This is a genomic window from Amycolatopsis sp. NPDC104863 (assembly GCF_055582965.1).
The window spans coordinates 38,071-50,741 of sequence record NZ_JBVJOW010000011.1 but is presented as its reverse complement, the minus strand read 5'-3'; the positions used below and the strand labels follow the sequence as shown (position 1 = coordinate 50,741).

The 12,671-nt window shown below is 69.0% G+C and carries 7 protein-coding genes; 4 read left to right on the top strand and 3 right to left on the bottom strand.

Annotated features, from left to right (window positions below; translation table 11 throughout):
• Positions 1 to 4 precede the first annotated feature (4 nt).
• Both ACZ63J_RS43960 and ACZ63J_RS43955 read right to left on the bottom strand, forming a co-directional pair.
• A complete protein-coding gene (locus ACZ63J_RS43960) occupies positions 5 to 1,300 on the bottom strand; it encodes an acyl-CoA dehydrogenase family protein (RefSeq protein WP_465402744.1) in 1,296 nt (431 codons plus the stop codon).
• Between the two features lie 100 nt (positions 1,301 to 1,400).
• Complete coding sequence (locus ACZ63J_RS43955; RefSeq protein ID WP_465336283.1) at positions 1,401 to 2,606, bottom strand: low temperature requirement protein A; 1,206 nt, start codon at positions 2,604 to 2,606, stop codon at positions 1,401 to 1,403.
• A gap of 118 nt (positions 2,607 to 2,724) precedes the next feature.
• Here ACZ63J_RS43955 and ACZ63J_RS43950 point away from each other — a divergent pair, with 118 nt between their 5' ends.
• From ACZ63J_RS43950 to fxsT, 4 genes are all read left to right on the top strand, one after another.
• Entirely contained in the window at positions 2,725 to 3,630 is a 906-nt protein-coding gene (locus tag ACZ63J_RS43950) for an effector-associated domain 2-containing protein (RefSeq protein ID WP_465402668.1), read from the top strand.
• Positions 3,631 to 3,716: 86 nt separating this feature from the next.
• Positions 3,717 to 5,234, top strand: a complete 1,518-nt coding sequence (locus ACZ63J_RS43945; protein ID WP_465402670.1) for a VMAP-C domain-containing protein — start codon at positions 3,717 to 3,719, stop codon at positions 5,232 to 5,234.
• The gene (locus tag ACZ63J_RS43940; protein ID WP_465402672.1) at positions 5,212 to 6,288 is read left to right on the top strand and encodes an AAA family ATPase; all 1,077 of its coding nucleotides are present in this window, start codon (positions 5,212 to 5,214) and stop codon (positions 6,286 to 6,288) included. The genes ACZ63J_RS43945 and ACZ63J_RS43940 overlap by 23 nt, the downstream gene beginning before the upstream one ends.
• 1 nt (position 6,289) lies before the next feature.
• Positions 6,290 to 10,570: an FxSxx-COOH system tetratricopeptide repeat protein gene (gene fxsT / locus ACZ63J_RS43935; protein ID WP_465439928.1), complete on the top strand. Its 4,281-nt coding sequence runs from the start codon at positions 6,290 to 6,292 to the stop codon at positions 10,568 to 10,570.
• A gap of 6 nt (positions 10,571 to 10,576) precedes the next feature.
• On the opposite strand, the gene ACZ63J_RS43930 is transcribed toward fxsT, so the two are convergent.
• Positions 10,577 to 12,379 carry an aKG-HExxH-type peptide beta-hydroxylase gene (locus ACZ63J_RS43930; protein WP_465402676.1) on the bottom strand — a complete coding sequence of 601 codons (1,803 nt, stop codon included), beginning with the start codon at positions 12,377 to 12,379 and terminating at the stop codon, positions 10,577 to 10,579.
• Positions 12,380 to 12,671 lie beyond the last annotated feature (292 nt).

The following is a 12,671-nucleotide window of genomic DNA, read 5'->3' as shown; positions in this document are numbered from 1 at the left end:
AAGCCTAGAGAAGGACGGCGCCTTCCATGACGCCGATGGCCCGCAGGTCCCGGTACCAGCGCTCGACCGGGTGCTCCTTCACGAAGCCGTGCCCGCCGAGCAGCTGCACGCCCGCGCTGCCGATCTGCATGCCCTTGTCGACGGCCAGCTTGCGCGCCAGCGCGACCTCCCGGGCGTAGGGCTTGCCCTGCTCGGCCCGCGCCGCCGCGCGCAGTGTCACCAGTCGCAGGCCCTCGAGCTCGATCGCGATGTCGGCGACCGAGAACGCCACCGCCTGTCGGTGGCTGATCGGCTCGCCGAACGCGACGCGCTCGTTGACGTAGGGCACGACGTAGTCGAGGACGGCCTTCGCGGTGCCGGCGGCCAGCGCCGCCCAGCCCAGCCGCGACAGCCGGACGAGATCGGTGAAGACGTCGAGCTTGCCGCCGCCGAGCAGCGCGCCCGCGGGCAGCGACACCTTCTCCAGGTGCAGCTTGCCGGTCGCGGCGCCGCGCAGGCCCATCGCCGGTTCGCCCTCGATCGTCACTCCGGTGTTCGAAGACTCGACGAGGAACAGCGCCGGTCCGCGGCCTTCGAGGTCGGCCGAGACGATGAACAGCTCGGCCTGCGCCGCGCGCGGGACCAGCGACTTCACGCCGTCGAGCTGGTAGCCCTTAGGCGTGCGACGCGCCTTCGTCGCGGGCTTGAACGGGTCGTACAGCGCGCGCTGTTCCTGCAGCGCGAGCGCCGCGGCCGGCACGTTCTCGCCGACGAACGCGGGCAGGTAGTCGGCCTGCTGCTGCTCGTCACCCCAGCTGACCAGCGCGGTGCTGACCGCGGACGGCGCGAGCACCGCCACGGCCAGGCCGAGGTCCCCGTGCGCGAGTGCTTCCGCGACGAGCGCGTTGGTGACGACCGAGCGTTCGGTGCCGACCCCGCCGAGCTCCTCGGGGATGCCGACCAGGCTGATGCCCAGCTCGGCGGCCCGGCTCAGCAGTCCTTCGGGCGCCTCGAGCTTGGCGTCGGCGTCCGCGGCGGCCGGGCGCAGCTGCTCGGCGGCGAACTCCGTGACCGTCTCGACGATGAGCTGCTGGTCCTCACTCGGCGTGAGGTCGAACAGCCCGGTGTCGGCAGCCTGCGTGAGCCGGGCGGGCTTGCCCAGCTTCTGCACCGACTTGAACGACCGGGTCGCCGCGCCGGCGACGCGGAAGCCGTTGCGCGTCCCCGCGGTGACCAGGCCTTCGATGGGCTTTCGCAGCCCCGCCCGGTCGACGACCCTGCTCCCGGCCAGCCGGGTCAGCGCGGAAAGGCCCCAGCCCATCGCGTCCCGTTTCCTTGGCGCAGCCATGTGGCCCTCCATCCCGTTACCTACTCGCGAGTAGGTTAACGCGGTATCGGGCTGCGCGCCAGTGTGGGCTCACTTACGAGTGGTCGGCGTGCACCTGCTTGCGCCATTCCGCGAACTGAAGCCGTTCGAAGGTGATGAGCCCGAGCACCACCGCGGCGACGATCAGCAGCAGCACCGCGGCCGGCACGTGTTCGAGCAACGGCGTCGCCGCGACGAGCAGGACGCCGACGACCAGCCGCTGGTGGTTCCAGCTGCCGAGGTTGCGCTTGCGGAGGGCGCTCAGCGCGATCAGGTAGAGCGCGAGCCCGCCGGTGAGCGTCCAGATCGGCACGCCGTGGAGCGCTTCACCGGGGGTGTGGTGCTCGGTGTCGGCGATGTAGAGGAAGGACTTCTTCAGCCCGAGGGCGACGAGCACGATCCCGGCGATCAGCGGCAGGTGCAGGAAGGTGTAGGAGTCCGTGGCGAGCTTCGCCCTTTCGACGCCGGTCGCCCGCGTCAGCCGGTGCTCGGACACGCGCGCGACGACGTCGAAGTAGGTCCACCACATCCCGGCGGCCAGCGCGAGCCCGCACACCGCGGCGCCGGTGACCAGCCACGACATCGGCAGCGCCCCGATCCCGATGCCGATCGCGACGATCGACTCCCCGAGCGCGATGATCACGATCAGCCCGAACCGCTCGGCGAAGTGCGCGGGCGAGTTCAGCCGCCAGCCTTCGGGCCCGGCGAAGTAGACGTTGAGGTAGTCGGCCAGCAACGCGACGCCCCACAGCGCGAGCTGCCACGGCCCGCTCAGGAAGGCGGCGATCCCCAGCAGGACAACGCTCGGCAGCAGCCCGACGAACATCCGCAACAGCACCTTGCGCAACCCGGGATCGTGCTTCGCGGCGCCGAGGTAGGCGACGAGGTGCAACAGCCGCACGAGCGCGTAGCAGACAACGAAGAGCACGGGCGCGTACAACCCGCCGGGGAAGTCGACGAAGGCCTCGGGGATGGTGAGCGAGACGAGGAACATCACGGCCATCGCCCCGAACATCGCCAGCCGCGCGATCCCGTGGTCGACATGGATGGTGGTCCCGAGCCAGGCATAGGAGCACCAGCACCACCACAGGACGGCGAGCATGGTCACCCCCTGCCCGACCCCGAGCGGGCTCAGGTGGTCGGCCATCAGCTGGGTGGTCTGGGTGATGGCGTAGACGAAGACCAGGTCGAAGAAGAGCTCGATGGTCGAGACGCGGTGGTCCTCATCCGCGCTCACCAGGTGCAGTCGTCTCGTGGGCACGCCGAATTATGGACGAAACAAGGACAAGGAGCCCCGCTTTCCCGGTAACGCTGTCCGCGAACATGGCCGGGCGTGCATGTGTCTGGGACAATGGGACCGGGACGTGGGGAGGTGGGTCGTGCATCTGACTCCAGCTGCGCTGCACCGGACCATCATGGCGGTGGACGTCGCCGGCTACAACAATCCGAGACGGACGATGCTCCACCTGCACGAGGTGCACGAGGGCTACTGGAACGTCCTTCGGACGGCTTTCGCGGAATCGGGCGTCCCGTGGGACGTCTGCTTCGTGGAGAACACGGGCGACGGGGCGATGATCCTGCTGCCGCCTCAGGTCGCCAAAGCGGATCTCTTCGCGCACCTGCCGGACCGCATGCTCGGCGAGCTGCGCCGGCACAACGCGGTGCACGCCGACGAGGCGAGGATCCAGCTGCGCGTCGCGTTACACGCGGGTGAGGTCCAGCAGGCGAGTCACGGTGCGGTCAGCAAGGCCGTCAGTTTCACCTTCCGGCTGCTCGACGCGGCCGAGGCGAAAGCAGCGCAGAAGGTGTCCGGTGCCGACCTCGCCCTGATCGCCTCCGACACCATTTACCGGGAGGTCGTCGCGCACGACCCGGCTGCGATGCCTTCGGCTTACCAGCAGATTTCGGTTTCTGTCAAGGAAACGACGACGACGGCCTGGCTGCGTCAGCTCGGCGCTGTCGTCAATGGCGCTGTGGCTGTTGTTTCTTCGACGCACGATGCATTACCTGAGCTCGTGGACGCCCTTCTCGACGTGCCGTGCGTCCGCAGCGCGGAAAGCCGTCGCCTGCTGTTGGAAATGTTCCCGCGCCGGGAGATCGCCGATATCGTTCCCTATCACGCCCAAGATCGGCTGCACGTGATCGCGATGGCCCTCACCTGCCTGCGCTTCGAGCGCGGACTCGGCGACCTGCTCGCGGCCGTGCGCACCCTCGAACCTCGCTCTCCACAGGTCGAACGGTTGGCCGAACTGATCGCGGCCTGGTTGCGGAACGCGGCCGTCTGAATTGTGTCCACCTTTTGCCCTTCAGTGGCGGTTTCGGCTCGGTACAATCACGATCTTCGTTGTGCTGCCGGGAGGTGGTTCGTCAGGTGTCTGCGGGCGAAGGGTCCTACGGGCACGGTCGTGAGTTCCACGCTTTCTCCGGGGCCCGGGTCGCGGTCCGGGAAGCGATCGTCAACGTTCTGGCCGCCGCCGGTCTGGCCGCCGACCGCTCGAGCCGGTCGCTGCTGCTCGAGCTGATTCACGACAACCTGGGCTTTCCGCTGACCATTTCGGATCACGCGACAGGTCGTGATCATCTGATCGAGGTCGTCAACGCCTGCGCGAAGGCCGACGGCGGGATGAACGCGCTGGCCCACGTGGTGCGGATGATGCGGCCGAACTCGCCGGAATCCGACCTGGTGCGCCAGCTGGTGCACGAGCCCCGCATGCACGACTTGCTCCCCGAACAGGAAACGGTCTGGCTGCGTTCGGTTCTGACCGGGTTCACACCGGCCCGGCTGGTCACACTCCTGCGCCGGGCTGCGAGCCCAGCGGTGGTTCCGGTCGCCGAACCGAGGGACGCGTGGGAGGCCTTCTGTTTGTTGTCCGAGCTGAACACGCCGGCGCACGGTCTGCCTCCGGCGCTCGCGTTCGTCGAGCTCATCGCCGGGAAGTGCGCTCGCGCGCTGGGGGACGAGTTACGCGACTGGAACACCGGCCAGGCGCGGCGGCTGCAAGGTGAGAAGCGGCTGCGAGAACTGCGGGCGGAACGGGAACCGGGAGCGCCGGTCGGCAGCAGGCTGCATTTGATGATCATGGTGGAGCTCGACGGCATCGATCCCGGCCGGCACATCGTTTCCTATTGGCGGCAGGAGGACGCAGCCGAATGGCCGCCGGTCCGTGGCGGGATCCTCACCGTCGAAGGCGGTGATCTCGAAGCTTGCGTCGACCGGCTGGTGGTCGACGCGGAGCGGGCCTGGTCGGAATACCGCGGCGAGGTGGCGCTCGAGTTCGTGCTTCCCCGGACGCTCTTGAACCTGCCCGTGCACCGTTGGTGCAAGGAGCGCGAAACGGGAGATCCGCGTCCGCTGTTCCTGGATTATCCGATCGTCGTCCGTTCTCTGGAAAGGATGTTCTCCCGGCAGTGGCACCGGGCCTGGCGGATACGGTGGGAAGCGATGGCCGACGATCCATCGGCCGAACGGGTGTATTACTGCCGGCATGAAGACACTGCGGAACGTCACTTGCTCGACGCCATACTCAGTGATGAACAGTGGGTGATGATGGTGCTCGCTTCTCCGCCGCCGAAACGGCCACGCCCCGGAGAAGACGGTCTGGCAGCAGGATTGCGGTCGGGACTGCCGGCACTACTATGGCATCCCGAGGCTTCCACGGAAGTTCTACGAGAGGTGGTCGCGTGGCTCGTCGACGACGGTGGTCTTGGCGATCTTCCCGCGCGGGCGCTGGCCTCGCGCCGGGCCGCATTCCGGCAGGAGACAATTCCGGTGGACATGCGTATTGCCCGCGACTTGGTGCTCTTGTGGGACGATCCCGGCCGGATGGTCTTTCTCGACGAGGCGCCGTATCAGCCGGGAAATCCCGATGAGCGCGACCGGGCTTCCTGAAACGCCGGACTGGTGGATCTACCACGGCACGGGCCGACCGGGCGGCGACGATCGCGACCTGGCCGAGCGCCTGCCCCCGGCGCCGCCGTGGCGCTCGTTCGACGGTAGCCCGCTTCCCGAGGCCGAGGCCGAGGCCGTTCCGGACGACGAAGGCGAGAGCTTCCGGCGGTTGGGCTCCCAGCAGTACCTCCCCGCCGAGCACGTCGACGCGCACGAGGTCGACATGGTCAACGCTGCTCTCTACCTCCGGCGACCACTGCTCGTGACCGGACGCCCCGGCAGCGGGAAGTCCAGCCTCGCCTACCGGATCGCGAGGGAACTGAACCTGGGACGGGTGCTGCGCTGGCCGATCACCTCGCACACCACGCTCAACACCGGGCTGTACAGCTACGACGCGATCGCCCGTGCCCAAGCTGCCGGCGCCCGGTTCGCGGTTCCCGCCGAGGACGGCGCGAGGCCGGTCGAACCGCCGATCGGGGAGTACCTGCGGCTCAACGAGCTCGGGACCGGCTTTTTGGCCCGGCGGGTGCCCCGCGTCCTGCTGATCGACGAGCTCGACAAGAGCGAAGCCGACCTGCCGAACGACCTGCTCAGCCTGTTCGAGGACGGCGAATTCCTGATCCCGGAGCTCGCTCGCGTGCGCAGCCGGACGCCCGAGGTGGAGGTCTTCACCGCCGACCCGGACGCCACGGCGACGATCACCGCGGGACGGGTGCGGTGCCGGGCGTTTCCGGTGGTCGTGATCACCAGCAACGGCGAACGGGACTTCCCGCCCGCGTTCCTCCGCCGGTGCCTGCGGCTGGAGATGCGCAACCCCGACGTCCGGCAGCTCACCGCGATGGTCGCGGCGCACGCGCTCGATCCCGCGGACGAACATCGCTCCCGCATCATCGAGGACTTCGTCAGCCGCAGCGAGGCGCACGGTGGACTGCCCGCGGACAAGCTGCTCGAGGCGGTGTACTTGGCGACTTCCGGGGCCTACGGCCAGAACACCGAGTCGTGGCCGCGGCTGGTGGACGCGTTGTGGCGGCAGCTGAACTCGATGGTGCCCTGAAGTGGTGGACCGGCCACCGGGGAATCCGGACGAGGCCGCACTCTCCTGGACCGAACTCGGAGACGCACTGTGGCTCGCGGCCGTTCGCGGACATCCCGACCGTGCGTCACCCGCCTCGGCGACGGTCGAGATCCCGGCCGACCCGGAACCGGCCGTCCAGCCGGACAGCCCACCGCCCGGACCTGCCCCGGGGCCCCTGCCGGAACCCGATCCCGCGGAGGCGCCGCCGCCCCAGTTCGCCGCGGGTTTCACCCGTGAGGGGCCGGGGACCGGGCGACCGGGAGCTGCCGGGCGTGCGCCACCGCCGTCGTTGCCCGGCGCGGCGGAGATCCTGCGTGCGCTTCGGCCGCTGAAGCAGTTGCGTCCCTCACCCCGTGCCGAGGACCGCGTCCTCGACGAGGAGCTCACCGCCGAGCGGGCCATCGAGGAAGGGCTTTGGCTGCCGGTGACCAAGCCGGCGCGAACACGGCGTCTCGACCTGACCGTCGTCGTCGACGCCGGACCGTCGATGGCGCTGTGGCAACCGGAGGTCTCGGCCTTCCTCGCGCTGACCGAGCAGCTGGGCGCGTTCCGAGCCATCCGCACCCAGCTCTTGGAGACCGAGAGCCGAACCGGGAACGGACACATCGCGCCGGTACTGCGCGGTGGTACGCCCGGCGCGCCGGAACACAGCACGGGTGAGCTGGTCGATCGAACCGGCCGGCGGTTGGTGCTCGTGCTGACCGATGGCGTCGGTGAGGCCTGGCGCCGTGATCTGGTGTCGCCCTTGCTCGCGAAGTGGGGCCGGACGATGCCGGTCGCCGTCGTGCACCTCTTGCCGCAGCGGATGTGGAACCGCGGGGGACTGCCGTTGCACCGCGCACTGCTGCGCACTCCGGGTGCGTTCCGGCCGAACCGCCATTACGGCTTCGAGCTGCCGGACGCCTGGATGACGTTCCCCGACACGGAAAGGGCGTTCGCCGGAGCGGTCCCCGTTCCGGTCATCGAACTCGCGGGGCGCTGGTTCGCGTGGTGGGCGCAGTTGCTCACCCGGGTCAACACCGAACCCCTGCACGCCACGGTGCTGCTCGCCCGGGACCAGCCGGCGCCGGAGGAAGCCCGGGCGGCCGAGCCCGGCGTACAGCCGACCGGAGAAGAGCGAGTACGGCGGTTCCTCGGTGTGGCGTCGCCGCCGGCGTTCCGGCTCGCCACGCTCCTGGCGGCGGTGCCGGTCAGCCTGCCGATCGCCCGGTTCGTGCGAGCGGAACTGATGCCCGAGGCGGATACGGCCCACCTGGCCGAGGTGTTCACCAGCGGACTGCTGGAGGCGCCGCCGGTCGATCCGGGAAAGTACTGGGACGACGTCGTTTTCGAGTTTTCGGGCTCGGTGCGGGAGGCGCTGCTCGCGGCGGGGCGGCGGGCGGAAACGGCTGAGGTTGTGGTCACGACCCGGCGGAGGTTCGGCGGCCGGCACCCGGCGTTGCTGCGGATCAGCGACGCCCTGGACGATCCTGACAACACTCCCTTTCCCGAGCCACACGCCGATCGAGCCTCGGAAGTGGCACTGGAACGGGCGGTGATGCGCGCGCTCTCCGGCCCGTACGCCCTGCGTGCGGACCGGTTGCACGCGCTGGAACAAGAGACTCGGACCGGGGAAGAGGGTTCAGGAGGCGATCAGGCACCCCTCGACGCGGTGGAGCCGGTGCCGGAGAGGCCGGGTGGAAGCGCCGAGTACCCCGGGGGATCACTGCTGCCGCGCAAAGAACTTGTCACGGACGCCCGGGACGAAGCCGCGAGACCGTTGCGGCAGATCCGTCAGATCGCCACCGACGCCCCTGACGTGTGGGGCTCGGTGCCCGCGCGAAACTCCGAGTTCGTCGGCAGGCAGGCGCTGCTGGATCGCCTCGCGGCCGGACTCCGGGAGGGGACGAGCGCCGCGCTCTGCGGCTGGGGTGGCATCGGCAAGACCCAGATCGCGGTGGAGTACACCTATCGGCACCTGCACGAATACGACCTGGTGTGGTGGGTCAGAGCCGCCCAGGACATGCAGATCCGGGCATCCCTGACCGAACTCGCGCGGCAGCTGCGGTTGCCGGGCGCGGAGGAGACGATCACCGCCGTGCCCGCGGCCATCGAAGCCCTCCGAACCGGAAAGCCTTATCGCCGGTGGTTGCTCGTACTCGATTCGGCGGAGACCCCCGATGCCCTCGAGCCTTTCCTGCCTCTCGACGGTCCGGGCCGGCTGCTGGTCACTTCTCGCGACCCGACGTGGGCACAGGCTGTCCCCGGCTCCGTGGTGGTAGGCCTGTTCGACCGGGCGGAGAGTGTCGAACTGCTGCGGCAGAGGGATCCGGCGATCACCGGTGAGCAGGCCGCCAAGCTGGCGGGCAGACTCGGTGACCTGCCGCTCGCGCTGGCCCAGTCGGCCGCGTGGCGAGCGGAAACCGGGATGCCGGTAGAGGAATACGTGCGGCTCTTCGACGAGAAGGTCGCGGAGATCGTCGACACCTTCGCGCCGACCGAGTACGAGATGCCGATCGCCGCGGCCTGGAACGTGTCCTTCGACGGGCTGGGGACCCGGAACCCGGCCGCCAACCAGCTGCTGCAGGTTTGCGCGTTCTTCGCGCCCGAACCGATTTCGCGCAACCTGTTCTCCGCCGTCCGCGGGGTCTCCATCGCGCCTGAGCTGAACACCGCCATGCGCAACCCGACGCAGCTCGACCGGGCACTGCGTGACATCAACCGGTGCCAGCTGGCGAAGCTCGACCATCGCAGTGGCACGGTGCTCTTGCACCGGCTCGTCCAGCTGGTGCTGCGCAACCGGATGAGCGAGAAACATCGCCGGGTGATCCGTCACGGCGCGCACATGCTGCTCGCCAACCGAGACCCGGGTGACCCGGCGGCGGCGAGGCAGTGGCCGCTCTACCAGATGTTGCTGCCCCACGTCCAAGCCTCCGAGCTCGTCGAATGCGATGATCCGTGGGCCCGGGAACTCGTCATCAACGTGTTGAGGTTTCTCCACTACTGGGGCGACCACGCCGGAGCGGTGACGCTGGCGAAAACGGTGGTCCGGATCTGGATCGAGACCCACGGCGAGGCCGATCCCCAGACCCTCGAGGCATCCGAACGGCTGGGCTTCTTCCTCTGGGTGCTCGGCCGGTACGAGGAGGCCGCCCGGATCAACCAGCGGACGTTGACGCTGTACCAGGAAACCATCGGCGACGACGCCGAGCAGACACTGAACGCCCAGCTCTCGGTCGCCGTGACCTTGAAGGCACGGGGCGACTTCGCGGCTGCTCGCGACCTCAATTCGTCGACCTACACCAGGGCGAGGGACCTCCTCGGCATGGACGACCCGAAGGTGCTGACGGCCGCTCATGACTTCGTCGTTTCGCAGCTGCTGACCGGCGAATACGAAGCGGCTCGCGAACTGGCCGAGCTGACGTACGAACGCTGTTCGGCGTCACTGGGCTACGACAACGCGGCCACGATCAGCACGTTGAACATCCTGGTGATCGCCGGCCGTGAGCTGGGGGAATACTCCTGGGCTCATCGGGAACAGCAGAAGATCGTGGAGCGGGTCCGTCGGCTCTTCAGCGCGGACAACAGCGGCGTCGTCCGACGTGAATACCACCTGGCGGTCGCCCGGCGGAAGGACGGGCACTACGAGTCTGCCTTGGCCCTCTCACGCGGCGCGCTGGATTGGTTCCGGCTCCGCTACGGGCCCGGACACCCCGACACCGTTCCGTGCGTGCTCGCCCACTCGATCGACCTCAGGCACGCGGGGGACCTCGATGCGGCTCGCGACCTCGGCTGGGAGGCAGCCGAGCTGTACCGGGCCGGCCTCGGCGAGACACATCCGCATACCCTCGCGGCTCGCGTCGACGCCGGCATCACTTCGCGGTTGCTCGGAGATGTGGAGAGCGCGCTCGGCATCGACGAGCCCGCCTACCGGGAGCTGCGAAGAAGGCTGGGTCTGGACCACCCGCACACCCTCGCGGCGTCGATCGGCCTGGCGAACGACTGGTTCGCTCTCGGCGACGCGCAGCGCTCGCTGGACCAGGACACCGAAACACTGGCCCGCGCCCGGCGGTCGCTTGGCGAAGACCACCCGACGACGTTGGCAGTGCGCCTGAACCGAGCGCTCGACCTGCAGAAACTCGGCCGGATCCGCGAGGCGGTGGCTCAGCAGCAGGAGGTGCTCACCCGGTATCGCCGCACGCTTCGCCCTGGTCACCCGGCGACGCTGGCCGCGGACAGCGCCCGCCGGGCCGAATGCGACATCGACCCGACCCCGCTGTGAACGGCGTTAGGTCAGGCCACCGGCGAGCCAGCCGGCGACGTCTTCCGGCCCGGCCGCGGAGCCGGACCGGATCCCGCGATGTACCGCGCGCACCAGCTCCGGCCGTTGAAGCAGCGCGCGCGCGGCCGGCTCGTCGCCGCCACGCAACGCCAGGCCGAGGCCGATCAGCGCGCCTGGGCTGTCCGGATCGGCGGTCAGCGTCGCGCGGTACTCCTCGGCCGCCGCCCGGACGCGGCCCTCGACCAGGGCGTAGTCGCCCGGCAGGGCTCTGGGCACCTGCGACCAGACTTCGGCGAGTCGCTGGGCGCCGTTGACTCCGAGCCGGACCCGAACGAGGTCGGCTCGCGCTTCTTCCCACTCACCGTCGGAACAGGTGTCCAGGTCGCCGGAGTCGTCGACCGGCGGGCAGGCGAGCCCTGCCCGCCAAGCGTCGACGAGGCCGGCGACGGTGGCCGCGGGCGGGCGAAGGTGCCGGAGCCGCCAACCCGCGTAGTGATCGGCGGCGAGGGTTCCGGCCCAGGCGGCGGACCGGTCCGGAACGGGTTCGAGCTGCCACTCGGCCAGCCTCGAGGCGATTTCGTCGAGGAAACTGCGGCCGTCCTCGGTCAAGTTCGCATCGTCACGGATCACTCTCAAGGTGCGCCAGACCTGTCCGCGCCAATGCGCGTACTCGAACGAGGCCAGTTCGTCGTCCGGGTGGCCGGCCGAGAAAGCCCGCCAGAACATCGTCACGCCGTAGAACGCGTAGACCCCGTGCAGCACACCGCCGATCGGCCGCGGGTCGTCGCGCCAGGGCGCGTAGAGACGTTCGCTGCGGTCGTCCGAGTGCAACGGGATCAATTGCAGCAGCGCGCCGAGCCGGATGTGCTGGAACTCGTGGACCAGCGCGGCGGCGAGCTGAGCCGGGTCGTCCGGCCGGCATATCACGGCGCTGCCGAAAGCCTCGCCCGTCGACGCGCTCGGCAACCGAAATGGGAACGGGGGGTCCGGCACTATCGAATCCATTCCGGCGGACAACGCGTCGGCGAACTCCGGGAGATGCCCGGCGATCAGCTGCCAGGCCTGGTCGATCATGGTCCGCCAAGTGGCCAGGTCCTGGTCGCTGAGCCTTTCGGGTGCTCGGGGACCGAAAAGGCCGCGATAGGGATCGAGATCGTCGATGCTCAGCTCGAGGTTCCGCTCCGCGGATCGGAAAGTCAGCCGGCGCAGGCCGGACCAGCCTGGCGCGTCGTCACGCGGATTCGCGGGAACCCGCACGATTTCGTCCGAACGGACGATTTCGACGCCTTTGCCGGTGCGTCGCACTTCCGCCGAATCGAATTCGGTCGAGCTGGGGAAGAACGCGAGTCCCAAGGTCGGCAGAACCGCGGAGCCGGCCCACATCGGTATCCGGATCGAGAATTCGATTTCGGCGTGGATGGCGGCCGCGGCGGCGACCGCGTTCAGATATCCGAGGTGGAACCAAGTCGGTCCCGGCGGATTCATTTTCTGATGGACTATTCGCGTCGAATAACCTGCCCATGACCCGGTGTAGGGGTGGGCCAGAATCAGATCGAGGGCTTCAGGCGCCGCTTCTTGGCTGCGAACCATCAAGTTCCACGCGGCTTCCGGTGACGGCAAAGGCCCACTGGACTCAGGACCGGCGGCAAGGTCGACGAGGGCGCGAAGCAGCAGGAGGCGGCGACTGCGTTCTGCCGCGCGCAGTTTGCCCACCGTGACCGGGCCGTCTTGCGCACGGGCGAGAAGGCTGAAGTCGTCCCAGGGCAGTTGGTGCCGGAACAGTGTCGGTTCGTCACTGGTGGTGGGCAAAGTTAACCCTTCCGGTGTGTCAGTCGACCCGCTTTGCACCCTGGCTGCCGCTGGCGGTGACCAGAATGTGTGCGGTTCGCTCGACCGCGTGACGCAATGAGCGGTGAAGTGTCACATCATCGAGTTTCCGCAACGCGGAGAGCGGCACGTTACCGAGATCGACGAGTTCCGATTCGATCCCGGGCTTCCCGCTGCCGCCACGAGATCGCATCAAATCCCTCGCAAGGTGCATGGTAGGACAGAGGCGACGATCCTACTGCGGGTGCCGGTGCTGCCCGGATCCGGGGTCCGG